This window comes from Litorimonas taeanensis, from assembly GCF_003634015.1.
GTDB classification, from domain to species: domain Bacteria; phylum Pseudomonadota; class Alphaproteobacteria; order Caulobacterales; family Maricaulaceae; genus Litorimonas; species Litorimonas taeanensis.
On record NZ_RBII01000001.1, the window covers coordinates 1,670,087 to 1,695,046 of the forward strand.

General features: G+C 47.2%; 39 protein-coding genes. 5 read left to right on the forward strand and 34 right to left on the reverse strand.

The features are described 5' to 3' along the window. Positions 1-14 precede the first annotated feature (14 nt). Positions 15-1,466, reverse strand: coding sequence for a Do family serine endopeptidase (locus DES40_RS07660; RefSeq protein ID WP_121100206.1), 1,452 nt, complete (start codon positions 1,464-1,466; stop codon positions 15-17). Between the two features lie 325 nt (positions 1,467-1,791). On the opposite strand from DES40_RS07660, the gene DES40_RS07665 reads away from it, so the two are divergent. Genes DES40_RS07665 through DES40_RS07685 form a run of 5 tightly spaced genes read left to right on the forward strand, consistent with a single transcriptional unit; the run spans position 1,792 to position 5,541 of the window. After that, positions 1,792-2,754 carry a ketoacyl-ACP synthase III gene (locus DES40_RS07665; RefSeq protein ID WP_121100208.1) on the forward strand — a complete coding sequence of 321 codons (963 nt, stop codon included), beginning with the start codon at positions 1,792-1,794 and terminating at the stop codon, positions 2,752-2,754. Positions 2,755-2,781: 27 nt separating this feature from the next. Continuing rightward, positions 2,782-3,012, forward strand: coding sequence for an acyl carrier protein (locus DES40_RS07670; RefSeq protein ID WP_121100210.1), 231 nt, complete (start codon positions 2,782-2,784; stop codon positions 3,010-3,012). Positions 3,013-3,030: 18 nt separating this feature from the next. Next, a complete protein-coding gene (locus tag DES40_RS07675) occupies positions 3,031-4,089 on the forward strand; it encodes a 3-oxoacyl-ACP synthase III family protein (RefSeq protein ID WP_121100212.1) in 1,059 nt (352 codons plus the stop codon). 5 nt (positions 4,090-4,094) lie between these two features. After that, a complete protein-coding gene (locus DES40_RS07680; protein ID WP_121100214.1) occupies positions 4,095-4,862 on the forward strand; it encodes an SDR family NAD(P)-dependent oxidoreductase in 768 nt (255 codons plus the stop codon). Positions 4,863-4,911: 49 nt separating this feature from the next. Next, entirely contained in the window at positions 4,912-5,541 is a 630-nt protein-coding gene (locus DES40_RS07685; RefSeq protein WP_121100216.1) for a PglD-related sugar-binding protein, read from the forward strand. A gap of 27 nt (positions 5,542-5,568) precedes the next feature. Here DES40_RS07685 and DES40_RS07690 read toward each other — a convergent pair whose 3' ends face one another. The 33 genes from DES40_RS07690 to DES40_RS07850 all read right to left on the reverse strand — a co-directional run. Continuing rightward, entirely contained in the window at positions 5,569-6,960 is a 1,392-nt protein-coding gene (locus DES40_RS07690; RefSeq protein WP_121100218.1) for a hypothetical protein, read from the reverse strand. Between the two features lie 33 nt (positions 6,961-6,993). Beyond that, positions 6,994-8,049, reverse strand: a complete 1,056-nt coding sequence (locus DES40_RS07695) for a M56 family metallopeptidase (protein ID WP_121100220.1) — start codon at positions 8,047-8,049, stop codon at positions 6,994-6,996. Further along, positions 8,046-8,414 (reverse strand): BlaI/MecI/CopY family transcriptional regulator, encoded by a 369-nt coding sequence (locus DES40_RS07700; RefSeq protein ID WP_121100222.1) that lies wholly within the window; start codon positions 8,412-8,414, stop codon positions 8,046-8,048. The genes DES40_RS07695 and DES40_RS07700 overlap by 4 nt, the downstream gene beginning before the upstream one ends. 130 nt (positions 8,415-8,544) lie before the next feature. After that, positions 8,545-8,997, reverse strand: coding sequence for a hypothetical protein (locus DES40_RS07705; RefSeq protein ID WP_121100223.1), 453 nt, complete (start codon positions 8,995-8,997; stop codon positions 8,545-8,547). A gap of 225 nt (positions 8,998-9,222) precedes the next feature. Next, entirely contained in the window at positions 9,223-10,044 is an 822-nt protein-coding gene (locus tag DES40_RS07710) for a DUF547 domain-containing protein (RefSeq protein WP_121100225.1), read from the reverse strand. A 189-nt stretch (positions 10,045-10,233) separates the two neighbouring features. Further along, the gene (rplQ, locus tag DES40_RS07715) at positions 10,234-10,647 is read right to left on the reverse strand and encodes a 50S ribosomal protein L17 (RefSeq protein ID WP_121100227.1); all 414 of its coding nucleotides are present in this window, start codon (positions 10,645-10,647) and stop codon (positions 10,234-10,236) included. 32 nt (positions 10,648-10,679) lie between these two features. Beyond that, on the reverse strand, positions 10,680-11,696 hold the full coding sequence (locus DES40_RS07720) for a DNA-directed RNA polymerase subunit alpha (protein WP_121100229.1): 1,017 nt from the start codon (positions 11,694-11,696) through the stop codon (positions 10,680-10,682). A 102-nt stretch (positions 11,697-11,798) separates the two neighbouring features. Next, positions 11,799-12,188: a 30S ribosomal protein S11 gene (gene rpsK / locus DES40_RS07725; protein WP_121100231.1), complete on the reverse strand. Its 390-nt coding sequence runs from the start codon at positions 12,186-12,188 to the stop codon at positions 11,799-11,801. 11 nt (positions 12,189-12,199) lie between these two features. Beyond that, positions 12,200-12,568, reverse strand: a complete 369-nt coding sequence (gene rpsM, locus DES40_RS07730) for a 30S ribosomal protein S13 (RefSeq protein WP_121100233.1) — start codon at positions 12,566-12,568, stop codon at positions 12,200-12,202. A gap of 174 nt (positions 12,569-12,742) precedes the next feature. Beyond that, positions 12,743-13,360, reverse strand: a complete 618-nt coding sequence (locus DES40_RS07735; protein WP_121100532.1) for an adenylate kinase — start codon at positions 13,358-13,360, stop codon at positions 12,743-12,745. Positions 13,361-13,373: 13 nt separating this feature from the next. Beyond that, the gene (secY, locus tag DES40_RS07740) at positions 13,374-14,732 is read right to left on the reverse strand and encodes a preprotein translocase subunit SecY (protein WP_121100235.1); all 1,359 of its coding nucleotides are present in this window, start codon (positions 14,730-14,732) and stop codon (positions 13,374-13,376) included. 67 nt (positions 14,733-14,799) lie between these two features. Continuing rightward, positions 14,800-15,759: a 50S ribosomal protein L15 gene (gene rplO, locus DES40_RS13435; RefSeq protein WP_121100236.1), complete on the reverse strand. Its 960-nt coding sequence runs from the start codon at positions 15,757-15,759 to the stop codon at positions 14,800-14,802. A 58-nt stretch (positions 15,760-15,817) separates the two neighbouring features. Next, on the reverse strand, positions 15,818-16,006 hold the full coding sequence (rpmD, locus tag DES40_RS07750) for a 50S ribosomal protein L30 (RefSeq protein ID WP_121100238.1): 189 nt from the start codon (positions 16,004-16,006) through the stop codon (positions 15,818-15,820). Positions 16,007-16,017: 11 nt separating this feature from the next. Continuing rightward, entirely contained in the window at positions 16,018-16,587 is a 570-nt protein-coding gene (rpsE, locus tag DES40_RS07755; protein WP_121100240.1) for a 30S ribosomal protein S5, read from the reverse strand. Between the two features lie 10 nt (positions 16,588-16,597). Beyond that, positions 16,598-16,948: a 50S ribosomal protein L18 gene (gene rplR / locus DES40_RS07760; protein WP_121100242.1), complete on the reverse strand. Its 351-nt coding sequence runs from the start codon at positions 16,946-16,948 to the stop codon at positions 16,598-16,600. Positions 16,949-16,950: 2 nt separating this feature from the next. Beyond that, a complete protein-coding gene (rplF, locus tag DES40_RS07765) occupies positions 16,951-17,484 on the reverse strand; it encodes a 50S ribosomal protein L6 (RefSeq protein WP_121100244.1) in 534 nt (177 codons plus the stop codon). Between the two features lie 9 nt (positions 17,485-17,493). Beyond that, on the reverse strand, positions 17,494-17,892 hold the full coding sequence (gene rpsH / locus DES40_RS07770) for a 30S ribosomal protein S8 (RefSeq protein ID WP_121100246.1): 399 nt from the start codon (positions 17,890-17,892) through the stop codon (positions 17,494-17,496). Between the two features lie 12 nt (positions 17,893-17,904). Next, positions 17,905-18,210, reverse strand: coding sequence for a 30S ribosomal protein S14 (rpsN, locus tag DES40_RS07775; RefSeq protein ID WP_121100248.1), 306 nt, complete (start codon positions 18,208-18,210; stop codon positions 17,905-17,907). A gap of 67 nt (positions 18,211-18,277) precedes the next feature. Beyond that, positions 18,278-18,832: a 50S ribosomal protein L5 gene (gene rplE, locus DES40_RS07780; protein ID WP_121100250.1), complete on the reverse strand. Its 555-nt coding sequence runs from the start codon at positions 18,830-18,832 to the stop codon at positions 18,278-18,280. Next, positions 18,825-19,145, reverse strand: coding sequence for a 50S ribosomal protein L24 (gene rplX, locus DES40_RS07785; protein ID WP_121100252.1), 321 nt, complete (start codon positions 19,143-19,145; stop codon positions 18,825-18,827). The genes rplE and rplX overlap by 8 nt, the downstream gene beginning before the upstream one ends. Before the next feature lie 2 nt (positions 19,146-19,147). Then, positions 19,148-19,516, reverse strand: coding sequence for a 50S ribosomal protein L14 (rplN, locus tag DES40_RS07790; protein WP_121100254.1), 369 nt, complete (start codon positions 19,514-19,516; stop codon positions 19,148-19,150). Positions 19,517-19,564: 48 nt separating this feature from the next. Then, the gene (gene rpsQ, locus DES40_RS07795; RefSeq protein WP_121100256.1) at positions 19,565-19,795 is read right to left on the reverse strand and encodes a 30S ribosomal protein S17; all 231 of its coding nucleotides are present in this window, start codon (positions 19,793-19,795) and stop codon (positions 19,565-19,567) included. A gap of 11 nt (positions 19,796-19,806) precedes the next feature. Then, complete coding sequence (gene rpmC / locus DES40_RS07800) at positions 19,807-20,007, reverse strand: 50S ribosomal protein L29 (RefSeq protein WP_121100535.1); 201 nt, start codon at positions 20,005-20,007, stop codon at positions 19,807-19,809. A 12-nt stretch (positions 20,008-20,019) separates the two neighbouring features. Then, the gene (gene rplP / locus DES40_RS07805) at positions 20,020-20,433 is read right to left on the reverse strand and encodes a 50S ribosomal protein L16 (protein ID WP_121100257.1); all 414 of its coding nucleotides are present in this window, start codon (positions 20,431-20,433) and stop codon (positions 20,020-20,022) included. A gap of 16 nt (positions 20,434-20,449) precedes the next feature. Then, positions 20,450-21,190: a 30S ribosomal protein S3 gene (rpsC, locus tag DES40_RS07810; RefSeq protein ID WP_121100259.1), complete on the reverse strand. Its 741-nt coding sequence runs from the start codon at positions 21,188-21,190 to the stop codon at positions 20,450-20,452. Next, positions 21,190-21,603 (reverse strand): 50S ribosomal protein L22, encoded by a 414-nt coding sequence (rplV, locus tag DES40_RS07815; RefSeq protein ID WP_121100261.1) that lies wholly within the window; start codon positions 21,601-21,603, stop codon positions 21,190-21,192. The genes rpsC and rplV overlap by 1 nt, the downstream gene beginning before the upstream one ends. A gap of 6 nt (positions 21,604-21,609) precedes the next feature. Further along, the gene (gene rpsS / locus DES40_RS07820) at positions 21,610-21,888 is read right to left on the reverse strand and encodes a 30S ribosomal protein S19 (protein ID WP_121100263.1); all 279 of its coding nucleotides are present in this window, start codon (positions 21,886-21,888) and stop codon (positions 21,610-21,612) included. A gap of 3 nt (positions 21,889-21,891) precedes the next feature. Beyond that, positions 21,892-22,734 (reverse strand): 50S ribosomal protein L2, encoded by an 843-nt coding sequence (gene rplB / locus DES40_RS07825; protein ID WP_121100265.1) that lies wholly within the window; start codon positions 22,732-22,734, stop codon positions 21,892-21,894. A 9-nt stretch (positions 22,735-22,743) separates the two neighbouring features. After that, entirely contained in the window at positions 22,744-23,040 is a 297-nt protein-coding gene (locus DES40_RS07830; RefSeq protein WP_121100267.1) for a 50S ribosomal protein L23, read from the reverse strand. Continuing rightward, entirely contained in the window at positions 23,037-23,657 is a 621-nt protein-coding gene (rplD, locus tag DES40_RS07835) for a 50S ribosomal protein L4 (protein WP_121100269.1), read from the reverse strand. Before rplD ends, DES40_RS07830 begins: the two co-directional genes overlap by 4 nt. Beyond that, complete coding sequence (rplC, locus tag DES40_RS07840) at positions 23,658-24,473, reverse strand: 50S ribosomal protein L3 (RefSeq protein ID WP_121100272.1); 816 nt, start codon at positions 24,471-24,473, stop codon at positions 23,658-23,660. It abuts the gene before it with no gap. Between the two features lie 2 nt (positions 24,474-24,475). Beyond that, entirely contained in the window at positions 24,476-24,790 is a 315-nt protein-coding gene (gene rpsJ, locus DES40_RS07845; RefSeq protein WP_026941758.1) for a 30S ribosomal protein S10, read from the reverse strand. 78 nt (positions 24,791-24,868) lie between these two features. After that, positions 24,869-24,960: EF-Tu C-terminal domain-related protein (locus DES40_RS07850; protein ID WP_147405795.1), on the reverse strand; the 92-nt coding region annotated here is incomplete at its 5' end.

The following is a 24,960-nucleotide window of genomic DNA, read 5'->3' on the forward strand; positions in this document are numbered from 1 at the left end:
GTGTAATCCTCCGATCAATCAGTACGCGGTAAATATCGCGTCGGAAGCTTACCAATTCTACCATTACGGTCGACGGATAATTCCCATCCTTCATCAACATCTATAGTCGCAAGCAAGCTCTCAACTTGGCGAGTTGAGTCAATGTCAGTGCCATTAAGGGAAATAAGAAAATCCCCCGGCCTCAGGCGGTTATAGTTCGCGGCGCTTCTGCCTTCGACTTTTAAAACCATAACGCCCTTCAAATAGGGGTCGAACCCTAATTCTTCGCCCAAGGCTGGGCTCATATTAACGACGGTTGCTCCGTCAAAAGGATGATAACCTTCTAGCTTTCGTTCATCACGCGCTGGCGATTCCTGTGGGATATCTGTTTTAACACCAATCGTGCGCTCTTTGCCTTCGCGGAAATACACAATATCAGCTCTATCGCCCTTACGAAGAGTGGCGAGTTTAAAGCGAAGCCCACTATCATCATTAACCGCAGTCCCATCGACAGATAAAATCACATCTCCTTTTTCAAGGCCCGCCCTATCCGCTGGTCCGCCCGGTAAGACTTCGTTGATGACCGTCCCCTTAGAACGATCCAATCCGAGCGCGGCCGCCATCGTCGCATCAACCGCATTAGTCCGCGCGCCAATCCAAGGCCGCACAATACGTCCCTCTGTCAGAGCGCTATCGACGGCGCGGCTTACGAGTTCAGAGGGGATAGCAAAGCCAATCCCGTTTGACCCGCCAGAACGCGAGAAAATGGCCGTGTTCACCCCCACCAACTCGCCGGATAAATCAACAAGCGCACCGCCTGAGTTTCCTGGGTTCACAGCCGCATCAGTCTGAATAAAGGATGATACATCCGTCACATTCGTACGCCCCATTGCTGAAACGATACCGCTTGTAACGGTCTGACCAACACCAAACGGATTCCCGATGGCTAACACAATATCACCGATTTCAAGGTCTTCACCTGCGCTTTGAATCGCGAGGGCAGGTAAACGCTCACCTTTCGTATCAATACGCAAAACGGCCACATCGATTTCTTCGTCCTGCGCTATAATTTCCGCGGGGAATTCACGGCGATCATTTAAAACAACGCGCAACTCATCCGCGCCTTTCACCACATGCGCATTCGTAACGATAATTCCATTAGAGCGTACAATCACGCCAGAACCTAAAGAGTTTTCTACTCGCTCTTGCGGCGCGCGGCGCATGCCAAACATTTGTTCAAAGAAATCAGACCGTCCGCGAGACCTTACGGTGCGCGACGTAAAGACATTAACTACAGCAGGCGCCGTTTGCTTAACAACAGGGGCATAAGAGAGCTGCACCTGCGCCTGAGAGGTTGGGACAACGCGGTCTGGTAAATCAACAGGAAACTGCGCTTGTGCCGTCGTCGTGGAAAGCAAAGTCGCAGAGAGCGCTGTCCCGCTGCTTATTAATGCCGTAGCTAGAAAAGAGAGAATAGATTTTTTCATAATGGTAAAATAGGGCCCGTCATACGAATTACCAAGCCCTAGTCTGAATTATGAGGTAATTTTTAGGTTTACAGCTGTTGATGTATCATCGGTAAAGACCTGAAACTTTCAGCCCTTTTGCATATATATGAAAGAAACCACCACGCCTTTGTCTGAATCAGCCTCATCCCATCGTCTGGGTAAAACCGCTTGAAGATGCCTATCAATTAATTATAAGCTCAGACTCATTATTGAAGACAAAGAAAGAAGACTGTTCTCACATTAGCATTGATTGTTTTGCACAGCCTCACTTTTAAACGACACCTCTTGGAAATTAAGAAACCGTATGGCCAGAATCTCTCACATCGAAACTTTCTTTCCTGAGACCTGTATCCAGAATAAAGACCTAGAAGGCATAGTTGAGGGATTTGATGCTGAAAAAATAAGCAAAAAAATTGGCATTGAAAAAAGATATATTGTATCAAAAGGACAAACAGCTTTAGACTTAGCAGAAGGCGCCTGTAAAAAGCTTTTAGAAAAAGTCGATTCACAATCAATTGATTGTTTGCTCCTATGCACACAAAGCCCCGAATATTTCCTCCCAACGACGGCGACTATTTTACAACATAGACTAGGGTTATCAACGAAATGCCCAGCCCTTGACTTTAACCTCGGTTGCTCTGGCTACATTTATGGGCTTTCTTTGGCCAAAGGCATGATTGCATCTGGCCAAGCAAAAAAAGTACTTCTGGTTACGTCAGAAACTTATTCTGTACATTTGGCACAAGACGATGTTTCCAACAGAAGCATCTTTGGCGATGGCGCAACAGCCACTCTTGTCGAAGACACCCCCACGGACAATTTGGGTCAGTTCTCTATGGGCACAGATGGCTCGGGCGCTGAAAACTTAATTGTAAGAAACGGCGCAACAAAAAACCCCATTCGGGATGGGTCTGCAGATGATTATTTATATATGAACGGCCCCGAAATATTTAACTTCACAATTCAAGCCGTGCCTGACTTGGTTGACGAAGTTTTGGAAAAAAACTCTCTGACGACTGAAACCGTGGATTATACAATATTCCATCAAGCTAACGAATATATGCTGAAATATCTGCGCAAAAAGTGCCGTATTCCTACAGATAAATTTCACATCGGCATGAAAGACTATGGCAATACCGTCTCGTCGACAATCCCCATTGCATTAAAGCAAGCGCTTGACAGTAAAAAGCTGCAAGACGGCAATCAAGTCTTGCTTATTGGCTTTGGGGTAGGGTATTCGTACGGCGGAACAGTAATCACTGTATAAACTACATAATGACTTATAGGGCGCATAATGGAACTAGATAAATTTTTAGAAGAGCTAACAGAAGTATTAGAGCTCGACGACACTTTGACGGTAGAATCTCCATTGGACGAAGAAAATGGTTATGATTCTCTTGGCGTATTAAGTGTGATTGCCCTTGTTGATGAAAACTTCGGAATCTCTCTTTCTGGCGAAGTCTTAAGCGAGTTGAAATCAGTTAAGGAACTTATTTCCTTAATTGGGGAAGACAAAATAACTTAAGCATTGCGATAATCATACATGGCCTTTTTGAAATACAGTAAAGCCTCCATTACTGGAATGGTGAGCTGTTACCCACCTAACATTATTGATAATTTGACAGTCTCACCCCTCCTTACGGAAAAAGAGGCTGCGAAGGTCGTGAAAGCTACTGGCATCAAGGAACGCCGATTTGTCTCAGAGGGCGTTTGTGCGTCCGATCTTTGCGCGCAAGCGGCTGAACACCTTCTGGATGACATGGGAATTGATAGAGACAGTATTGATGTCTTAATTTTCCTCTCCCAAACTCCAGATTATTTGGGCGTTCCTGCAACATCTTGCGCGCTACAAGCACGGCTTGGACTTTCCACTGAAACCGCCGCATTTGACATGGTGCTTGGCTGTTCAGGTTTCATATATGCCTTATCGACTGCCTACGCCTATGTAGAAGCAGGCGCTAAAAGAGTTTTATTGCTCGTAGGGGAAACTATGAGTGACTTTACCTCACTTGAGGACAGGACCACGGCCTTGTTGTTTGGCGATGGTGGGGCTGCTATCATGGTTGAAGGCAAAGACACAGCATCGACAAGTTACTTCTCTTTACGGACCGACGGCAAAGGGACCGACGCTATTAAAATCCCTAGTGGTGGATATAGATCCCCCTCAAATGCAGAGAACGTACAATTACAAACCTTTGAAGACGGAAGCCGAAGAACTGGCCTTCATGTTACGATGGATGGGATGAAAGTGTTTGACTTCACAATGAAAGAAGTCGTTCAAAACATACAATCGGTATTATCCTTTGCCGAAGTAGATATCGACGATGTAGATACGTTTTTCATGCATCAAGCGAATAAGTTCATGCTGAATATGTTTGCCAAAAAATTGAAAATTGCCAAAGAGAAAATGCCTATCTCCATTCATAAATTTGGTAATACAAGCACAGTCTCTATTCCTCTAACAATTACAGATCATATACAAGAAGGCGGACACAAACCGCTAAATAGCATTCTCTGCGGATACGGCTCCGGTCTATCTTGGGGAACCGCCTATCTTGATATGAGCTCTTGTACTTTATACAAACAAATCGAGTATAAGTAATATCAATGACCATTATGCAAGATTTTAACTTAACCGACACGAATGTTCTGATTACTGGAGCTTCTTCTGGACTTGGTCGAGCAATGTCTATCGCTTGTAGTGAAGCCGGCGCGAATGTTGCTTTGGTAGGTAGAAATAAGGAAGCTCTTGAGCATACTCGCTCATTATTAACCCCTAACAACCATCATTGCTTCAGCTATGATGTAACAGAGAGCGCTTTATATACGGAATTATTTAATTCCATAGAGAGCCAAATGGGAAAACTTTCTGGCTTCGTTCACTCCGCTGGCATTGAGAAGTCTCTGCCTTTAAAGGCAGGTTCTGCTAAACATTACGAGCAAATATTTGATGTGAACACGACAGCAGCCCTTGAACTCAGTCGCTTCGTCTTAAAGAAAAAATATCGCGCTGAATCAGTCAGTATTATTTTTATGTCATCAATAATGGCCGTAGTCGGCGCGCCAACTCAAATGGCCTATGCCGCTTCGAAAGGCGCGCTGGTGTCCGCCGCAAGATGTGCCGCTCTCGAATATGCGAATAAAGGGGCACGCTTTAACTGCATTTCGCCTGGCTTTGTTGCGGGCACACCTATGTCTGAGGAGTTATTAGAAAAACTCCCTCCTGCAGCTAAAGAAGATCTAATTTCAAGCTACCCTCTCGGCCTAGGCGAAACGACCGATATTAGTAATGCTGCTATTTTCCTATTATCACGTGCATCCCGATGGATAACAGGAACGAACATTATGGTTGATGGTGGCTATAGTGCTCGCTGATAACAGAAAATAGCTTGCTTGCGACAGGATATCAAAAAGGTATTCCCAAATGAAAATTGCTATTTTTGGATCGTCAGGATTTGCAAGAGAAGTTGCAGATCTTTGCCATGACATTGGCTATACAGACATGGTTCTGGTCGACGGTTCTAATGATGCCGACACAGTTGCAGGCCTTAAGGTCTTGGATGATAGCCACATAAGCACACTAGCAAGCTCAGGGTATGATTTCGTCATTGCCATTGGCAGTCCTCAAATCAGACGAAAAATTGCAAGCCAATACCCAGACTTGAATTTTCCAAACCTTATCCATCCAACAGTTTCGTTCGGTCGCGGACAAAGAGAACGTCTTGAGGCGTCTCGCGGTAATATATTCTGTGCCGGATGCCGCCTATCTAATACAATTGATATTGGCGACTTCTGTACCTTCAATATGAATGTACTCATTGGGCATGATGTCGAAATTCAAAACTATGTATCAGTCATGTCAACCACTGTGATTTCTGGGAATGTCACAATTGGCGATAATGTTTATATTGGAAGCGGTGCCCTCATCACTAATGGCAAGCTACATAAAAAACTTACCATTGAGAAAGATGCCTTTATTGGTATTGGTAGCGTTGTTCTTAGACGCATTAGAGAAGGCCATAAGGTCTTTGGGAACCCCGCAAAAAAAATATAATCGTGTTGCTAGGTTCCCCCGTCGGGTCTATTTATCAGCCAGCTTCTTTTCCGCTTCTTTAAGTGACTTTCTAGCCTTTTTCAGCTCGCGTTTGGCTTGGTCCAAATCACGTTTTGCGAGATCGCTGTCTTTCAATTCTTCAAGGAGTTCTTCTACAGATTCCAACATAGATTCTGCCGCGCTTAAATGCGCCTCACGCTCTATTCTATCAAGATTTAAGCGCTCTAAGGCTTCGTGGTCAAAGTCATCCTCGAACTCAAAATCGTGTTCAAATGTGTGAAAAGCACTCACATCATGTGAATTTTCACCGGTTTTATACCGTAGGATGATTGGAGGTTCGCTCTCCCCTGCTTCATCTGCACCAAGCTCTAAGATGACATGATTTTCTATTTGTATGTTTGTGTCATTATTATAATTCGGAGCCTCTGGCGGAACTGGATACTCAGAATTGAGACCCCTACGGGCCAGTCGTTTCACTTTAATAACATTTCCGTTGTGCGTTTTTATACGGCTATCTTCGCCGTCTTTATCAATAAATATTGAAAGTTCTTTGGAATCTTTGGATTCCAATAACGGCCGAACGTCATCCAACTTTTTTAGTTTCTTTAATAGGATCTCTTTGTTTTCACCCTCTAACTTCTTTAGGGTTTTAAGTTGTTTTATCTCGGCAGCCATTGCGCTCTTACGCGCCTGATCCGCTTGATTTCGTTCAGAGTCAAACCGCTTAATCAATGTTCTGACGTCTTCTTTTCTCTCGGCATGTTTTTGCTGGAGAGATTCGATACTAACCGCCGGGGGAACGGGCGGTGCCGGATAGCGCGTAGCCGCCAGAGGTGCCCGGCGCTTTGCCATATCGATGCCCGTTACAAACATTAATTGGTTATCTTCATCAATATCAAATGACCAAGTTTTTGACTCACGCGCTTTGGCAGCCGAGTAGCCTTTAATGTCTTTTAGCGGCACAAAAGTCTTTGTTTCATCGGCATTGACTTTGAACGCTTGAATGTCATCACCATTAATATTGATTTCATAACAGTGTTTATTGCCATCAATATTTCGAGACACATTGATTTTGGATGCAGATTTAGTGTTCTTGCTACGCGTAATCGATGTTGTGTGATGATTGATTTTGGCGTCTTTTGAATGAACAATTGTATCCTCTAAATATTCGGGATGAGAAGCTTCGACGTTGTCGACATAGCTATTTTCATCGCGCTTATTCGTATCTGACGCGCTTTCGCTGGCTATCGTCAAAGGCGCCGTAACGACAGCAACCGTAAACATCAACGCGCCTGTCAAACTCCTTGACCAAACCTTGTTGACTTTGTCAGATGCTAAACATTCCAACCTATCTGTTAAGGGGTGTGCCATACCCAGGGTCAACGGATCTGACATGCCTAAATCCAACCATTTCATCATTGTCTCTCTCCTCACTATCGGGCTTCTTACCCCTTATTCGCCTTGATCACTTAATGCCAAACCAAGCGGAGCTTGATCTCGCTTATTCCCCGCCGCTTTGGCCGCATGAATTAGGGTTTCTGCGTAAGAATGGGTTGCGGCTTTTCCGCCTGCTTTGGCCAATACCGACGCATCGCAGGCGGCTTCTTGATCCACTCGCATTTTATGCGCAGCATAATGCACGAGAGGATTTGGCCAAAACAAAGCTCTGAAACCCAGCACGCCAAGAGCAACCCATAGGTCTCCACGTTTAATATGAGCCATCTCATGAATGAGGGCAAAACTACGTTGATGCGGTGCGAACTTGTCTTCGAAATCCAAAGGCAAAACGATAAGCGGTGATAGAACGCCTGTGACCATTGGGCCCGACACCATTTCCGATAGCAAGACATCAGGCTCTGTCTTTAAACCCGTTAGGGCCATGGCCTCTCTGATTGGATCATACAAAGAGTGAGATGGCTTAACCCCATTCGCTTTTATCACGGTCATAAAGTGATTTTGGCGATAGAGTTGAAAAATAAACCACAGCCCTGCTACCGCAAGCCATATGACCGTGAGCACCGGTAATATGGCTTGCATAGTTTGCAACAGGTCAAATGTCGTCTCCGTTACATTTGGGGTTAGTACTGGGTCTAATTTATCCGCCGCATTAATGATGGAATGCTCGCTCTTGGGCGTCGCGATGTCACTTACGGTAGCCCCCTGCTCTACTGGCAAGGTCGTCAAACTCTTCACGGAGGACGGATCTGCGGCGTCGTTAGGCACCTGTTCCTGGCTTTCAAAAGGCGCAAGATTTGGGACACCTACGGGGCTCCCCTTCCCCTGCGCAGTCTCTGAAATCCCCTCCGCGGGCAAAACTTTACGCTTGATGAATGGCACCGTCATGGGCGGTAAAACAAGGCGAATGGCTGGTAACAACCAGAGCGCATAGGCCGCGTTCGCGCCAAAGTAACGTGCAAACGGGCGCCGTATAACCAACACCAGTCCGATTAAGAAGCTGACCATTAGCCCCGTTTGCAACCCCCAAACTGTGAAGGCCTCCACAGTCATTTTTTTAATTTCGCTAAGAGGGCTTCTAGCTCTTCAATGTCGCTATCCGTTAATCCTTCAGACTCGGCCAAATGCGCTACCAAAGGCGCCGCTCGTCCGCCAAAGAGACGATCTGTCAAACTTCGTGCGGCTTGCGTCGCATAAGTCTCTTTCTGTATTAATGGGGCATAAAGATAGCGCCGACCATCCGCTTCAGTGGACAAAGCGCCCTTCTCCACCAAACGCGAGAGCAGGGTTTTAACGGTGCGGCTACTCCAATCTTTCTCATTATCCAGAGCTTTAAAGACATCACTCGCAGCTAAGGGACTTTTGTCCCAAAGTACGTTCATAATATAAAGTTCAGATTGCGAAATACGCACAGCCATTGACTATCCTATTAACTACACACGTAGTCATTACGTTATGACTACAACTGTGGTCAATAGGAAAAGTATCAAACCGGATTAATTTTTCGTTACCTTATGGGCTGGCTGGGGTCGGGAGAACCGCCGTGACTTAATTGTTAAGAGTCGCAGCGTAGGGCAAACCTTCAAAAATAGGATCAACATAGCGAGTTCGTCCGCCGCCTTCCCAATTTTGTACATTTTTCACGCAAAACCGAACAACCTCGGGCGTCTGAGATCGTGATTTCAATCGCGCTTCCTGCCGTTGAAAAGCAAGGATTTCGGAGAGCGGCGTTGCCGCCCCATTCGCACAGGCGCTAATCACATCTTGAGGCGTTGTGTTAGGTAATTGTTTAAACTCTGTCCGGTTATAAGCACGATAATTTACGGAGACACGGTCACCCGATAAATATTTCACAAACACCATCCGACGATATTCAGGATTATCTGATGGCCCTGATTCTATCAAAAGAACAGGGCTGACATCTGCATATTGCGCCATAGCAGGCGTGGTGGAGAAAAAAGCAAGGGCCAAACTGGCCGATGACAAAATAACTTTGAACATAATGTCCTCATACGCATCGCCCCGACAGCTCTACATACGATATTATGAATAAAAATAAAGTCAGCTCACGCAGAGGGTTTCCAGATTTTAATGTAGCACGCAAAAAGCGTATCTGGTTGAGCCCTTCACGTATGAATGATTCTAAACACGCCTTAGCAGAGGGACTGCATCAACCTAGCATAGATGAGCTTAACTTCGTCTAGGGACGTTTGAGTGCATTGCCTCTTAATCAGCAATATTCAAATTCCAGTCATAGTCAAAATCATCAAAGTCTTTTGCGGTTTGCATCTGATCTTTTAATGATCCCGACGCAAATTGTGAGAGATAGCGTAGGACATCTGTGTCCGATTGGCCAAAGTCTTTAGAATACCATTTAAACAGGCTTGATCCGACAAGCTTCCCGTCTTGCGTAATCGTCACGCCTCGCGGGCTTGAGATATAATCGATAGCAGCCTGTGTCAGGTCAGCCTCAAGACTTTCCGCTTCCCAAGCGCTCGTCTTTAAATTGGGGCATCCAATAGAGGCGCAATTAAACGCGAAATGAACACGGGGCTCTTTATATGTCGCGCGAACAATATCATGTTCAATATTGTCGAGACTTAATTTCTCACCACGCACTTTCAGAATCTTCCGTTTCCAAGGGCCACGAAAACCGATTTTCAAAATGGATTTTATTGGATACTCATCCAAAATAACCTCAATCGTTTTTGCATTATAAAGATTAAACCAATAGGCGAGTGTCTCTGCCTCACTGAAGCCAGAGATATCTAATTCAGAGAGCGTATTAATATAGGCCACGAGAGCAGCTTTATCTTCTGAGGTAACGCGGTCATAGGCGACTAGGTTTATACCGCCCTGCTCTACGACGTATTCAGCCAGAAATGCATCATAAGGCGCATTCAAGGTTTGTTTCGCAGCTTTAGATTCTGTCATCATATCCACCTGCATTTGAGCTTCTGCCGCATTGGCTACGCTGGGTAATGTTCCACCTGCTATGAAACACGTGGCAAGTGTAAATAGTGAGGCCTGAATATGTCGTATGTACATGCACCATCCTTGAACGATATTAGTCTGGAACCACTATAGCGGATAATCCGAGGAATGCGCCTCACCTCCTCTACACATTTGTGTGTAGCATCAGTTTGGAGGGTAGATACCAGTCAGAGTAGCATCACAGCCAATGCAATAAAAAACCCGCCACAAGGGCGGGTTTTTGAATAGGTTTTGTGCGACAAACTATGCGTCTTCGACCTCTGACATACGCTCACGGTCAACTTTACCTTTAGCGTCAACATCGCGATCAACAAATTCAATCACAGCCATAGGAGCATTATCACCATAGCGGAAACCAGCCTTCATAATACGGATATATCCGCCAGGGCGGTCCGCATAGCGTGGGCCAAGAACGTCAAAAAGTTTCTTTGACTGCTCTTTATTACGTGTACGCGCAATCGCGATACGTCGGCTATTCAAGTCACCTTTTTTCGCAAGCGTTACAAGCTTCTCAACGAAAGGGCGTAGCTCTTTCGCTTTCGGCAAAGTCGTTACAATCTGCTCATGCTCAATAAGGCTAGACGCCATATTAGCAAACATCGCTTTACGATGGCTGGCAGTGCGATTTAATTTACGATGGGCCATTTTATGACGCATGGCTTTATCCTCTTACAGTTCTTTCAATCGACCTAAATGTGGTCGTCGTATTTCTTGGCTAGTTCTTCGATATTTTCTGGTGGCCAGTTTGGCGCGTCCATACCGAGGTGCAGACCCATTGCGGCGAGTACTTCTTTAATTTCATTCAAAGACTTACGACCAAAGTTAGGCGTGCGAAGCATCTCAGCTTCTGATTTCTGAATAAGGTCGCCAATATAGACGATATTATCATTTTTCAGGCAGTTCGCTGAACGGACAGAAAGCTCTAATTCGTCAACTTTACGCAGAAGCGCTGGGTTGAAATCAAGCTCTGGCTTCTCTTCGCCGCGAGACATATCTTCTGGATCATCGAAGTTGACGAACACTTGGAACTGGTCTTGCAGGATACGCGCAGCAACGGCCACGGCGTCTTCTGGCGTAACAGCACCATTTGTATCAATATCAATGATAAGTTTATCATAATCCAAGACTTGGCCTTCACGTGTATCTTCAACGCGATAAGCCACGCGTTTTACAGGCGAATAAAGCGCATCGATAGAGATCAAACCAATTGGAGCATCCTCTGGACGACTATCCGCAGCAGGGACATACCCCTTACCCGTCGTGACAGTCAGTTCCATACGAATGTCTGCCCCTTCATCGGCTGTACAGATGATGTGATCTTTGTTCAAAATTTCTACATCAGCCGTTTCTTCGATGTCAGCGCCAGTCACTGGACCAGAACCCGTTTTACGAAGAAGCAACTTCTTTGGACCTTCCGCATGCATGCGAACAGCCAAGCCTTTAAGGTTCAATACAACATTGGTAACGTCTTCACGCACACCGGGGATAGACGTAAACTCGTGGACGATACCGTCGATTTGAACAGCAGAGACCGCTGAACCTTGTAGGGATGACAGCAAAACACGGCGAAGTGCATTACCCAAAGTCATACCAAAACCACGCTCTAGCGGCTCAGCTGTTACAACAGCTTTACGCTCAGGGTCACGGCCGGGCTCGATCTCTGGATTGATCGGACGAATAAGTTCTTGCCAATTTTTCTCAATCACAATTTATGCCTTTTCATATCAGGGTCGACGCGTCGATGTTAGCTCAGCTTAAGCCAACGTCGCGTCGGGAAAAACCTGCGCACATGGCAGGTTTAGGGCAGATTATACGCGGCGACGCTTTGGTGGGCGGCAACCATTATGCGGAATAGGTGTTACGTCACGAATAGTCGTGATAGTAAACCCAGCCGCTTGAAGAGCCCGTACAGCGCTTTCGCGGCCTGATCCTGGGCCGTTCACATTGACTTCCAAAGTCGTCATGCCATGGTCAGCTGCCTTACGGCCAGCTTCTTCTGAAGCGACCTGAGCCGCATAAGGAGTCGACTTACGTGACCCTTTAAAACCCATTGCGCCAGCAGAGCACCAAGCAACTGTGTTGCCTTGCGCATCTGTAATCGTAATCATTGTGTTATTGAATGTTGAGTTCACATGAGCGACGCCGGAAGTGATATTCTTCCGATCGGCGCGGCGAACGCGACCTGGTTCTTTAGCCATCTCAGCCTACCCTATTTCTTCTTGCCAGCGATTGCTTTCGCTGGGCCTTTGCGCGTACGCGCATTTGTGTGTGTACGCTGACCACGAACTGGAAGACCACGGCGGTGACGAAGACCGCGATAGTTACCCATATCCATGAGGCGTTTTACGTTCTGTGAACGCTCACGGCGAAGGTCACCTTCAACCTGATAATTCGCATCAATCGTCTCGCGGATTTGCAAAACTTCTTGATCCGTTAGGTCATGCACACGACGCTCGCGTGAGATACCCACTTTTTCGCAGATCTCAGTCGCAATAGCCGGTCCAATACCGTGAATATAACGAAGCGCGATTTCAACGCGCTTATTAGTCGGGATGTTTACCCCAGCAATACGAGCCACTTGCGGCCTCCTCAAAAATCCATCACTCGCTCTGGCCCTGAATAGAAAGCCCACCCCATAGCAAAAGGGGCGAGCGATAAGGACCGTCCGCGGAAGCGGGTTACTTAGTCTTAACACCCCATGCCGTCAAGCGCAGGACGCGTAGTTTAATGAGATTCTTCAGACTCTTTTCGATTAAGAGAAGAGACGCGCGAAGAATCCTTTCTTTTTGGCCGGTTTGGCCTCAATTTCCGTGCCTAGGACACGATTAATGCTGTCAGAAACGGCCTCAATCTCAGCCATCCCGTCAACTTCACTCAATTTACCTTGAGATTCATAGTATGGAAGCAAAGGCGCCGTTTGCTTATTATAGTTTCCGAGGCGAATCTTAAAGCTTTCAGGATTGTCGTCCTTACGGCCTTCTTCCTCGAACCGTTTTGTGATTCGACTCATAAGAGCCGTGTCGTCCACACAAAGACGGATTACTTTATCAACCTTCTGCCCGCGCGCACTTAAGGCAACGTCAAGAGCTTTGGCTTGCGCGACCGTGCGAGGGAATCCATCAAAGATAAAGCCTTTCGCATCTGGGTTCGCATCAATCTGCTCTTCAATTAACGCAATGACGATTTCATCTGATACTAAATCGCCGCGATCCATAATACCGGCAACCTTTTTGCCAAGCTCAGACTCTGAGGCACGCGCCGCACGAAGCATGTCACCTGTAGAAAGTTGAATCAAATTCCGTTCAGCGACGAGACGCTTAGCCTGCGTCCCTTTACCGGCGGCTGGTGGGCCAAAAAGAATGAGATTCAACATATTCAATATCCTATCTATTGCGTCGACGCATACGGGACTTCTTAATAAGACCCTCATATTGGTGAGCAATAAGGTGTGATTGAATTTGCGCAACTGTATCTAATGTCACAGACACAATAATCAGAAGGCTCATACCGCCGATTAACATCGCAACAGAAGGTGGGATTGCACCGCCTTGGCGCGCGATAATCAGTTCTGGCAATACACAGACGAAAGCCACATACACAGCGCCAATGAAAGTCAGGCGTGAAAGAACGTATGACAAATACTCTTCGGTGCGTTTACCGGGACGTATCCCAGGCAAGAACCCACCATTCTTACGAAGGTTATCGGCAACATCTTCTGGCTTAAAGACATAAGGCACATAGAAGTAACAGAAGAAAATAATCAAAATTGCATAAAGCGTTAGGTAAACTGGGGAACCATAAGCCAAGAGCGCTAAAATCGTACCGCCAATGCCAGAGCCCGTCGTTCCAGCTCCATTACCCATCATAATCGGGCCCAGTGTTGCCGGAAGTAAAAGCAACGAACTCGCAAAAATCGGCGGGATAACGCCTGCTGTATTGAGCTTAAGCGGCATGAAAGAACTTTCTCCGCCAAAAGACTTACCACCCGCCATTTGACGCTTCGGATACTGAACCAAAAGACGACGCTGCGCGCGTTCAACATACACGATCAACATGGAGAGACCGACAAACAGAACAATAAGGAACACAAGCAACAGTTCAGAGACCGTACCGCGTTGATTCAAGCTAAAGGCTTGGAAGATAGCCTTCGGAAGTTCTGCCACAATACCGGCAAAGATAATCAATGATACACCGTTACCTACGCCGCGCGCAGTGACTTGTTCACCAAGCCACATGAGGAACATCGTCCCCCCAACAAGCGTAATAACTGTAGAAGCTTGGAAGAAAGCGCCGGGGCTAATGGCAGCACCACTACTTTCGATAAAACGTGAGACGCCATACGCTTGGAAAGCCGCCAAAAAGACCGTCAAATACCGTGTATATTGGTTAATTTGCTTTCGGCCTTGTTCTCCGTCCTTATCAAGCTCTTTGAGAGAACCGATAGAGCCCTTCATCAGAGTCATGATAATAGAGGCCGAAATATAGGGCATTACGTTTAGGGCGAAAATCGCCATACGCTCTACCGCGCCGCCAGAGAACAGGTTCAAACGGTCGCCTAGACCGCCTTGGTTCATCATAGCCGCAATCTGATCAAGATTAACACCAGGGACCGGCACATAGGTACCGATACGATAGACCACTAATATAAAGAGAGTAAAAAGAAGACGCTGCTGTAGTTCTTTAGCCTTGGCAAAAACGCCAAGGTTCATATTCGCTGCTAACTGTTCTGACGCTGATGCCATTGAACGTCTCCTACCTTCGACAAAATGAAAACCCTATCCGATACAGATAGGGTTTGTTGGAAGGCGTTTAAAGGTCGCCGAGCTTGCCTTCATTCTTGGCGAGCAAGTAATAGAAAGTAACACGGTTTTTCATACGTGTGGGTTTCATTGTTTCACAAACCGCTTTGACTTTTTCCATCGCTGCGTCTTTGTCTTCAACACCCATTTTCTTCTTCATAAAGCCTTTAACGATAGTCTCTAGCTCTGTTTCATCTGAACAAGATACATATTTCGCATCGCGGTTTTTAAGAGAGGCGCCAAGATATTTTTCGATCTTAGTGACAATCGCATTATCCGCATCCGCATCATATTCACGTGTCGGCGCGAGGTAAGCAGACTCATCAGCTGAAGCTTCTGATTTCTTAGCTGCGGCTTTCTTAGGCGCAGCGGCTTTTTTCGCAGCTGGCTTTTTCTCTGCCTTAGCAGGCTTCTCTTCAGCAGAGGCTGCAGCCTTAGCCGCTTTTTTATCCGCCTTTGAAACTTTACCAGATTTATCAGCCTTAACACCTTTTTCGCGGCGCGTAACCGTTTCGTCTAATACAGTAACAGAGCCTTTAGCCGCTTCAACAGCTTTGGTTGCGGCTGGTGTGGCACCAGAAACAATTAACGTCACCGCTTTAGAGACTTTTCCGTCGCCGATAAGACGCACACCATCAAAAGCACGACGCAAAACGCCCGCTTCGACAAGGGCTTCAGCTGTCATATCTGTTTTGCCATCAATCTTGCCCGATTCAATAGCACGGTTTAGATTTGCAATTGAAAGCTCTGCATAACGCTTGCGGTTCGGCTTGTTAAAGCCGCGCTTAGGCAAACGCATGTGGATAGGCATTTGACCGCCTTCAAAACCTTTAATCGCTACACCTGAGCGAGATTTTTGACCTTTGACACCACGGCCACCCGTTTTGCCTTTGCCAGAACCGATACCACGACCAACACGTTTGCGGTCTTTAGTAGCGCCTGGGTTATCTGAGAGTTCATTTAAACGCATTTGTTTTCTCCAAGAGGTTTCAACAATACTTCGCTGAAAATCAGCGAAGGAAAGCCGACTACTCTTCTACAATTTTCACCATATGAGCGACTTTCGCGATCATGCCGCGAACGCTCGGTGTATCTTCTAATGTGCGTTGCTTACCGATACGGCCAAGACCGAGACCGACAAGTGTCGCACGCTGATCCGGCTTGCGGCGTGTTGCCGAACCGGTCTGACGAACAGTAACTGTTGCTTTTTTAGCCATTGTTACGCTCCTTAAGCTTCGAGGGCTTCAGGTGCAGACGCGCCGTCATTACGACGCTCAACAATTTCAGCCACTTTCTTACCACGCTTATTCGCAATCATGCGCGGGCTTTCCATACGCTTAAGCGCATCAAATGTTGCGCGAACCATGTTGTAAGGGTTGGATGTACCAACAGACTTACCAACAACGTCCTGAACGCCAAGACATTCCAAAACAGCACGCATTGGACCACCAGCAATAACACCAGTCCCGGGAGGTGCCGAACGCATAACGATTTTACCAGCACCGTGACGGCCACGTACATCATGATGTAATGTACGGCCTTCGCGAAGCGGGACGCGGATCATTGTTTTCTTTGCTTCTTCAGTCGCCTTACGAATTGCCTCAGGTACCTCACGGGCTTTACCCTTACCAAAGCCAACACGTCCTTTTTCATCACCAACAATAACAAGAGCGGCGAATGACATGTTACGGCCACCTTTTACAGTTTTGGCAACGCGGTTAATATGTACGAGACGATCGATAAACTCGTTATCTTGCTCTTCGTCACGTTTATTGCGGCGGTTATCTTCTCTAGCCATAACAGTCTTCCTAGAATTTCAGACCGGCTTCGCGAGCCGCATCAGCCAGAGCTTTCACTCGGCCATGATAAAGGTAAGCGCCACGGTCAAAGACGACATCACCGACTTTGGCTTTTTCAGCGCGCTCTGCAATAAGTTTGCCGATGCGAGCCGCAGCAGCAACGTCAGAGCCTTTTTGTTTCTTATCTTCAAGCGTAGATGCTGAAGCCAATGTTGTGCCTGTTGCATCGTCGATGATCTGCACGGAAATATTTTTGGCAGAACGATAGACTGATAAACGTGCACGGCCATTGGCGTGCTTTTTCAGACGACGACGAACGCGCTGGGCGCGACGTTTCATATTTTGATGAGCAGATTTCATGACTACTTCTTCTTGCCTTCCTTGCTACGCACGAACTCACCGACATAACGTACGCCTTTGCCTTTATAAGGCTCTGGCTTACGGAACGCACGGATCTCGGCGGCAACTTGACCCACTTGCTGCTTGTCAATGCCAGACACTTTAACAAGTGTAGGTTTTGGAGCTTCAATTGTGATGCCTGCGGGCGGTGTGTAATCAACATCATGAGAGAAACCGAGCTGCATAGAAAGAGCCGTCCCCTTCATTTGCGCACGATAACCAACACCGCGCAACTCAAGCTCTTTTTCAAAGCCCTTCGTTACACCTTGGATCATATTTTCAATCATTGTGCGGCTCATGCCCCACATTGCGTTAGCGTTTTTCACACCTTCAACAGGCGCTACTGTAAATTCACCATCTTTCAATGAACCTGTTACAGCATCTGGAAGTGTAAAGCTTAATTCGCCCTTTGCGCCTTTAACGGTAACGTCTTGACCAGATTGTGTCAAAGTTACGCCGTCAATAATAGCGACAGGTTTTTTACCAATACGTGACATAAAGCGCTCCTAAGACACTTGGCAGAGAACTTCACCGCCCACGTTGTTTGAACGTGCAGCAGCGTCACTCATAACGCCTTTTGGAGTGGAAAGGATTGCAATACCCAAACCGTTACGGACTTGCGGCAATGTTTTCACTGAAGAATAAACACGGCGTCCCGGTTTTGAAATGCGCTTAATTTCACGAATAACAGCTTCACCTTCGAAATATTTCAATTCGATGTTGAAGGCGCGGAAACCCGCTTCGTCTTTAGTTTCTTCGTAACCACGAATAAAACCTTCATCAGCCAAAACGTCAAGGACGCGACCACGAAGATTTGACGCCGGAGTTGTAACAGAAGAACGGTTACGCATGATAGCATTGCGAATACGCGTAAGCATATCGCCTAGAGGATCTGAAAATGACATTCTATTTCTCCCCTACCAGCTTGATTTCACAAGACCTGGTATAAGGCCCATTGATCCCAATTCGCGAAGTGCAATACGGGACATTTTCATTTTACGATAGTAACCGCGAGGACGACCAGTAACCTGACAACGGTTACGGATACGTGTCTCTGCAGAGTTACGCGGAAGCGCTGCGAGTTTAAGCTGCGCTTGGAAACGCTCTTCAACTGGCAAATCTTTGTTACGAGCGATATCTTTAAGCAAAGCGCGCTTACCGGCATATTTTGCCACAAGGCGCTGGCGCTTAAGATTACGCTCGACTGAGCTTACTTTAGCCATTCATTTTCTCCTATTTGCTTACTGCAAACACTGTTGTTTACAGAGGGCTTAGCTTGTTGCGTTCGCTTTAATTCCGGAAAGGGAATGAAAACGCGGCCAACAATGCTTTGGCTTCTTCATCAGTTCTGGCGCTTGTTTGCACCACAATGTCCATACCGCGAACGGTATCAACTTTATCATAATCGATTTCTGGGAAAACGATATGCTCTTTTAGGCCCATGGCATAGTTACCATGTCCGTCAAAGCTTTTACCGTTTAATCCGCGGAAGTCACGAACACGCGGCAAAGCGATGTTCACAAGACGGTCCATAAATTCATACATTTTATCACGGCGAAGCGTAACTTTTGTACCAATTACCATTCCATCACGAAGCTTAAAGCCCGCAATTGATTTCTTAGCAACACAAGGAACAGGTTTCTGACCCGCAATAAGCTCTAGCTCTTCCATAGCGGCTTGAACTTTTTTCTTATCGCCAACACCTTCACCAATACCCATGTTTAATACGATCTTTTCGACCACAGGGATTTGCATGTCGGACGTGTAGCCGAACTGTTCTTTCATCTTCGCACGGACTTCTTCACGATAGACCGCCGCGAGGCGTGGTTCATACGGTTTAGCCATCGATGACTTCCCCTGATTTTTTAGCGACGCGAACTTTTTTGCCGTCTTTCAACGTCGTAAAGCCTACGCGCGTAGGTTTATTATCTTTTGGATCGATATGCGCGACATTTGATACGTGAATCGGCGCTTCGAACTGCTTAATGCCGCCTTCAGGATCCGCTTGGCTTGGGCGAACATGACGCTTTACCATACGAACGCCTTTGACAACGACACGCTCTTCCTTGGGTGATACTTTCAAGACTTCGCCCTTAAGGCCTTTATCTTTACCAGCAATCACGACGACATAGTCGCCTTTTTTAATCTTGGCAGCCATGACTAGAGTACCTCTGGAGCCAGAGAGACGATCTTCATGTGGTTTTTAGCGCGAAGTTCACGAGGAACTGGGCCAAAAATACGTGTACCGATCGGCTCACCATTATTATTGATAATGACAGCCGCATTGCCGTCAAAACGGATAACAGAACCATCACGGCGCTGAATATCTTTACGAACACGAACAACGATCGCTTTGCGAACGTCACCCTTTTTCACTTTGCCGCGTGGGATAGCTTCTTTAACAGAAACAACGATCGTATCACCAACATGGGCGTAACGACGTTTAGAGCCACCCAGCACTTTAATGCACTGTACGCGACGGGCGCCGGAGTTATCGGCCACTTCTAGGTTTGTCTGCATTTGAATCATGAGACGTCTCCTTGTTTAATTGAGAGGGTCGAGCGAGAGGCGAATGCCTTACGCTGAGACCACTTCCCACCGCTTTAATTTTGATTTTGGCGGACATTCCTGAATACGGACTGTTTCACCAACCTTATGCGCATTCTTTTCATCATGCGCGTGATAGTTCTTTGAACGACGAATCGTTTTCTTGAACAGAGGATGCAAATAGGCGCGCTCAACCTTGACCACAACCGTCTTTTCACCTTTATCTGACACAACCGTGCCTTGGAGTATGCGTTTTGGCATCTCGACCTACCTTAAGCCTTCTTAGCGGATTTTGCTTCCGCCATGATTGTTTTGACACGCGCAATATCGCGGCGCACTTGGCGTACACGAGCGGTCTTTTCTAATTGGCCGGTGGCTTCTTGAAAACGCAAATTGAATTGCTCTTTCTTCAGCTTCAGCAACTCTTCATTGAGTTCATCGGCGCTCATGGCTCTGACGTCAGCAGCTTTCATCATCGCCTCCTCTTATTCGCCCGGACGTGTGACGATTTTCGTCTTCACGGGGAGTTTAGCGGCACCTAGACGAAGCGCTTCACGCGCAATATCATCAGGAACACCATCAATTTCAAACATGATCCGACCAGGACGCACTTTTGCGGCCCAGAATTCTACAGAACCCTTACCTTTACCCATACGAACCTCAGTCGGTTTCTTCGTAACAGGTACATCAGGGAAGATGCGAATCCAAACACGACCGGCACGCTTCATACGACGTGTAATTGCACGACGCGTAGCTTCGATTTGACGCGCAGTAATACGCTCTGGTTCCATCGCTTTGAGACCATATGAACCGAAAGTCAAAGCTGAACCGCCTTTAGCGACACCTTTGATACGGCCCTTATGGGCTTTGCGGAATTTTGTACGTTTTGGCTGTAACATTGTGTCTCGCCTCTATCTAATTGGCCCGCGCCGGACGACGTCCGCCGCGATCGCCGCCACGATCATTACCGCCGCGTGAGCGCGTGTCGCCCTGCTGCGATAGACGTTTCTCATGTGCATACGGGTCGTGCTCCATGATTTCGCCTTTATTGATCCAAACTTTAATACCGATAATACCCATTGCCGTCATAGCGCGTGCTACACCGTAGTCGATATCCGCGCGCATAGTATGAAGAGGAACAGACCCTTCTTGATACTGTTCAACACGCGCAATCTCAGCACCGCCAAGACGACCACCCAACTTAATCTTACAGCCCTTAGCACCCATGCGCATGGCAGACTGCATAGAACGCTTCATAGCACGGCGGAAAGAAACACGGCGCTCTAGCTGCTGGGCAATCCCATCAGCAACAAGGTTCGCATCGACTTCTGGCTTACGCACTTCGACAAGGTTGATAAAGACTTCGCCGTCAACCATTGAAGCAACCTTCTTACGAAGCACCTCAATGTCTGCACCTTTTTTACCAATCACAACACCCGGACGCGCCGTGTAAATTGTGATGCGGCAGGTTTTGTGCGGACGCTCAATAACAATACGCGAAACAGATGCATTTTTAAGTTCTGACATCAAGAAAGCACGGATTGCCAAATCTTGATGTAACAGATCGCCATATTCTGACGTATTTGCGTACCAACGCGATGACCAAGTCCGGTTAATACCGAGGCGAAGGCCAATTGGATTAATCTTCTGACCCATTACGCAGCCTCACTCTTTTTAGCCGGCGTTTCGACTTCAACATCTTCGACTTCGCGAACAACAATTGTCAGCTCAGAAAATGGCTTCAAAATACGCGCGCCACGACCCCGTGCCCGTGCACGGAAACGTTTCATAACGAAGTTCTTACCAACATAAGCTTCAGACACGATTAGAGAATCGATGTCCAAACCGTGATTGTTCTCAGCATTGGCAATCGCGCTCTCAAGCACTTTTTTAACTTCACCAGAAATTCGCTTATGCGAAAACTGAAGGTCAGCCAAAGCCTTGTCGACTTTCTTACCGCGGATAAGTTGCGCAACCAGATTCAGCTTTTGTGGGCTGATACGGATCATGCGCAGTTTAGCGCGAGCCTCTTTGTCGCCAACGCGACGTGGATTTTTTGTCTTTGCCATGGCTATCTACTTCCGTTTGGCTTTTTTATCGGCCGTGTGGCCATAATAAGTACGTGTCGGAGAAAATTCACCGAGCTTGTGCCCTACCATGTCCTCATCAACGAGAACGGGAATGAATTTTTGTCCGTTGTGGACCTGAAATGTCAGACCAACAAAATTCGGCATGATTGTCGAACGACGCGACCAAGTCTTGATCGGTTTATGACGACCCTCACTACGAGCGGCTTCGGCTTTTTTAAGCAGGTATCCGTCAACAAACGGACCTTTCCAAACTGAACGTGGCATCTTCTAGCCCCTACCTTTTTTCTTCGCATGGCGTGAACGAATGATAAATTTATCCGTCGCCTTATTAGAGCGCGTCCGCGCGCCTTTTGTTGGCTTACCCCAAGGCGTCACAGGGTGACGACCACCAGAGGTACGACCTTCACCACCACCATGAGGGTGATCGACCGGGTTCATGGCTACGCCGCGAACCTGAGGACGCTTACCAAGCCAGCGCTTACGACCAGCTTTACCAAGATTGATGTTCATGTGATCCGGGTTTGAAACCGCACCAACAGTTGCCAAACACGTCTGGTGAACCATGCGCATTTCGCCAGATTTTAAACGAATCTGAGCATAACCTTCAGAACGGCCAACCAATTGCGCGTAAGTACCAGCAGAACGGGCGATTTGTCCACCCTTACCCGGCTTAAGCTCAATATTATGAATGATTGTCCCGACAGGCATTGCGCGGAGCGGCATTGTATTACCAGGCTTCACATCCGCCTTGTCAGAAGAGATAACCTTATCACCTTCAGCCAAGCGTTGCGGCGCTAGGATATAAGCCTTTTCACCATCTTTATATTCAATAAGAGCGATGAATGCCGTACGGTTTGGATCATACTCCAAGCGCAGCACAGTCGCTTCAACGTCAAACTTCTTCCGTTTGAAATCAACCATACGGTATAGGCGCTTATGACCACCACCTTGGCGGCGCATAGTGATGCGACCTGTATTGTTGCGACCACCCTTTTTCGTCAGACCTTCAGTCAATGACTTTTCTGGGCGACCCTTATGCAAACCCGTGCGGTCAACCTGTACAAGGTTGCGGCGCGAAGGGCTGGTCGGATTAAATGTCTTTAAAGCCATCTCTTGTTCCTACAGTCCAGTTGCGATGTCGATGCTGTCGCCGTCTTTCAACGTGACAATTGCTTTTTTGACATCGTTGCGACGACCAGGGCGACCCCGGAAGCGCTTCGTTTTACCTTTGACGCGAAGCGTGTTCACAGCCGAAACAGAAACCTTAAAAAGCTGCTCAACAGCTTCTTTAATTTCTGGCTTTGATGCGCTCAACGGTACTTCGAAAACAACTTGGTTGTTCTCAGAGACAATTGTCGTCTTTTCAGTGATGATCGGAGAGACCACCGTATCATAATGACGGGCCGCTATACTCATTTTAGTCGAGCCTCCAAATCTGCAACAGCCTGCTTAGTCAACACGAGTGTGTGACGCTTCAAGATGTCATATACGTTTGCGCCTTGGCTTGGCAAAACATCCAAATTTGGAATGTTGCTTGCCGCTTTTGCAAAGTTCTCTTCGATTGCATTACCTGACACGATTAAACCGTTAGTCACACCTAGACCCGCCAATTGCTTACGCAAGTCAGCTGTCTTTGGAGAGGCCGCAACAGCATCATCAATAATGATAAGCTCTTTTGCGTTCGCCTTAGCAGACAAAGCATGACGCAAAGCCATAGCACGAACCTTCTTTGGAAGGTCATGCGCGTGTGAACGAACACGTGGACCATGCGCTTTCGCACCACCACGGAACTGAGAAACAGAACCGTTACCGTGACGCGCAGTACCGCCGCCTTTTTGGCGACCGATACGTTTTGTTGTCTTAGAGACATCACCACGTTCTTGAACTTGGTGCGTTCCTGCCTGACGTTTCGCTAGTTGATAGCGAACCATACGGTGTAAAATATCTTTGCGAGGCTCATTAGCGAAGACGGAATCGTCGAGATCGACGGAACCGGACTTCTTGCCCGCTAGTGTTTGGACGTCGAGTTTCATTTAGCCTTCTCCGCCATCTTCATCTGTTGTCGCGGCCATTGCGGCAGCTTGCTCTTCAGCGATGCGCTTTGCTTCGGCTTCTGCCTCAGCAGCCGCTTCTGCTTCTGCTTCTTCAGCGGCCTTTAACGCTGCTCTACGGTCACCCATAGTCGCCGCAGGGAAAATCAATCCCTCTGGCTGTGGTTTTTTAACGGCATCGCGAATCTCTAGCCACGTACCTTTTGCACCCGGCGTTGCACCTTTAATAAGGATAAGACCATCTTCGATCTCAACGCGTGCAACCTCAAGGTTCTGGTTTGTACGGCGAACAGAACCCATATGGCCTGCCATTTTCTTGCCTTTGAAAACCTTACCTGGATCCTGACACTGACCTGTTGAACCATGTGATCTATGCGAGATAGAAACACCATGTGTTGCACGAAGACCGCCGAAGTTATGACGCTTCATCGCACCTGCGAAACCTTTACCAACCGTAATACCTGAAACGTCAACTTTTTGACCCGGTAGGAAATGACCTGCAATCAGCTCTTCACCAACCTCTACTAGGTTTTCTTCAGTAACGCGGAACTCAACAAGTTTCTTTTTTGGTGTCACACCGGCTTTGGCAAAACGCTCACGCTCTGCCTTTGAAACGCGCTTAGGCTTTGCTTCGCCAGCACCAAGTTGAACCGCAGTATAGCCATCACGCGCTTGCGTTTTCTGAGCCACAACCTGACAACCCTCTAAAGAGAGAACTGTAACAGGCACATGATTTCCCAAGTCGTCATAGACGCGGGTCATGCCTAATTTCTTTGCTAATAGACCTGTCCGTAACATGCCTATGCTCCCAATTTAATTTCGACGTCAACGCCAGCCGCCAGGTCGAGCTTCATCAGCGCGTCCACAGTTTGTGGTGTTGGGTCAACAATGTCCAACATCCGCTTATGTGTGCGGATTTCGAACTGCTCACGTGACTTCTTGTTCACATGCGGTGAACGGTTCACGGTAAATTTTTCAATACGAGTTGGTAGCGGAATGGGCCCACGTACTGTTGCACCAGTACGCTTTGCCGTAGACACGATCTCTTTCGTAGAGGTGTCGAGAATACGGTGGTCGAACGCTTTCAACCGAATGCGAATATTTTGACGATCCATAACAGGGCCTAATCTTTACGCTTCAAACAACAAAGCCGGCGCCTATAGAACGCGCCGACTGAACACTAAATTAACAGACTATTCTACAATCTTAGAGACAACGCCGGCGCCGACTGTACGGCCACCTTCACGGATAGCGAAGCGAAGCTTCTCTTCCATGGCGATTGGCA

Coding starts and splice junctions, on each gene's coding strand:
- DES40_RS07660 (WP_121100206.1), bottom strand. CDS start 1,466: ATGAAAAAATCTATTCTCTCTTTTCTAGCTACGGCATTAATAAGCAGC.
- DES40_RS07665 (WP_121100208.1), top strand. CDS start 1,792: ATGGCCAGAATCTCTCACATCGAAACTTTCTTTCCTGAGACCTGTATC.
- DES40_RS07670 (WP_121100210.1), top strand. CDS start 2,782: ATGGAACTAGATAAATTTTTAGAAGAGCTAACAGAAGTATTAGAGCTC.
- DES40_RS07675 (WP_121100212.1), top strand. CDS start 3,031: ATGGCCTTTTTGAAATACAGTAAAGCCTCCATTACTGGAATGGTGAGC.
- DES40_RS07680 (WP_121100214.1), top strand. CDS start 4,095: ATGACCATTATGCAAGATTTTAACTTAACCGACACGAATGTTCTGATT.
- DES40_RS07685 (WP_121100216.1), top strand. CDS start 4,912: ATGAAAATTGCTATTTTTGGATCGTCAGGATTTGCAAGAGAAGTTGCA.
- DES40_RS07690 (WP_121100218.1), bottom strand. CDS start 6,960: ATGATGAAATGGTTGGATTTAGGCATGTCAGATCCGTTGACCCTGGGT.
- DES40_RS07695 (WP_121100220.1), bottom strand. CDS start 8,049: ATGACTGTGGAGGCCTTCACAGTTTGGGGGTTGCAAACGGGGCTAATG.
- DES40_RS07700 (WP_121100222.1), bottom strand. CDS start 8,414: ATGGCTGTGCGTATTTCGCAATCTGAACTTTATATTATGAACGTACTT.
- DES40_RS07705 (WP_121100223.1), bottom strand. CDS start 8,997: ATGTTCAAAGTTATTTTGTCATCGGCCAGTTTGGCCCTTGCTTTTTTC.
- DES40_RS07710 (WP_121100225.1), bottom strand. CDS start 10,044: ATGTACATACGACATATTCAGGCCTCACTATTTACACTTGCCACGTGT.
- rplQ (WP_121100227.1), bottom strand. CDS start 10,647: ATGCGTCATAAAATGGCCCATCGTAAATTAAATCGCACTGCCAGCCAT.
- rpsK (WP_121100231.1), bottom strand. CDS start 12,188: ATGGCTAAAGAACCAGGTCGCGTTCGCCGCGCCGATCGGAAGAATATC.
- secY (WP_121100235.1), bottom strand. CDS start 14,732: ATGGCATCAGCGTCAGAACAGTTAGCAGCGAATATGAACCTTGGCGTT.
- rplO (WP_121100236.1), bottom strand. CDS start 15,759: ATGCGTTTAAATGAACTCTCAGATAACCCAGGCGCTACTAAAGACCGC.
- rpmD (WP_121100238.1), bottom strand. CDS start 16,006: ATGGCTAAAAAAGCAACAGTTACTGTTCGTCAGACCGGTTCGGCAACA.
- rpsE (WP_121100240.1), bottom strand. CDS start 16,587: ATGGCTAGAGAAGATAACCGCCGCAATAAACGTGACGAAGAGCAAGAT.
- rplR (WP_121100242.1), bottom strand. CDS start 16,948: ATGAAATCTGCTCATCAAAATATGAAACGTCGCGCCCAGCGCGTTCGT.
- rplF (WP_121100244.1), bottom strand. CDS start 17,484: ATGTCACGTATTGGTAAAAAACCTGTCGCTATTATTGACGGCGTAACT.
- rpsH (WP_121100246.1), bottom strand. CDS start 17,892: ATGTCATTTTCAGATCCTCTAGGCGATATGCTTACGCGTATTCGCAAT.
- rpsN (WP_121100248.1), bottom strand. CDS start 18,210: ATGGCTAAAGTAAGCTCAGTCGAGCGTAATCTTAAGCGCCAGCGCCTT.
- rplE (WP_121100250.1), bottom strand. CDS start 18,832: ATGGCTAAACCGTATGAACCACGCCTCGCGGCGGTCTATCGTGAAGAA.
- rplX (WP_121100252.1), bottom strand. CDS start 19,145: ATGGCTGCCAAGATTAAAAAAGGCGACTATGTCGTCGTGATTGCTGGT.
- rplN (WP_121100254.1), bottom strand. CDS start 19,516: ATGATTCAAATGCAGACAAACCTAGAAGTGGCCGATAACTCCGGCGCC.
- rpsQ (WP_121100256.1), bottom strand. CDS start 19,795: ATGCCAAAACGCATACTCCAAGGCACGGTTGTGTCAGATAAAGGTGAA.
- rpmC (WP_121100535.1), bottom strand. CDS start 20,007: ATGAAAGCTGCTGACGTCAGAGCCATGAGCGCCGATGAACTCAATGAA.
- rplP (WP_121100257.1), bottom strand. CDS start 20,433: ATGTTACAGCCAAAACGTACAAAATTCCGCAAAGCCCATAAGGGCCGT.
- rpsC (WP_121100259.1), bottom strand. CDS start 21,190: ATGGGTCAGAAGATTAATCCAATTGGCCTTCGCCTCGGTATTAACCGG.
- rplV (WP_121100261.1), bottom strand. CDS start 21,603: ATGGCAAAGACAAAAAATCCACGTCGCGTTGGCGACAAAGAGGCTCGC.
- rpsS (WP_121100263.1), bottom strand. CDS start 21,888: ATGCCACGTTCAGTTTGGAAAGGTCCGTTTGTTGACGGATACCTGCTT.
- rplB (WP_121100265.1), bottom strand. CDS start 22,734: ATGGCTTTAAAGACATTTAATCCGACCAGCCCTTCGCGCCGCAACCTT.
- DES40_RS07830 (WP_121100267.1), bottom strand. CDS start 23,040: ATGAGTATAGCGGCCCGTCATTATGATACGGTGGTCTCTCCGATCATC.
- rplD (WP_121100269.1), bottom strand. CDS start 23,657: ATGAAACTCGACGTCCAAACACTAGCGGGCAAGAAGTCCGGTTCCGTC.
- rplC (WP_121100272.1), bottom strand. CDS start 24,473: ATGTTACGGACAGGTCTATTAGCAAAGAAATTAGGCATGACCCGCGTC.
- rpsJ (WP_026941758.1), bottom strand. CDS start 24,790: ATGGATCGTCAAAATATTCGCATTCGGTTGAAAGCGTTCGACCACCGT.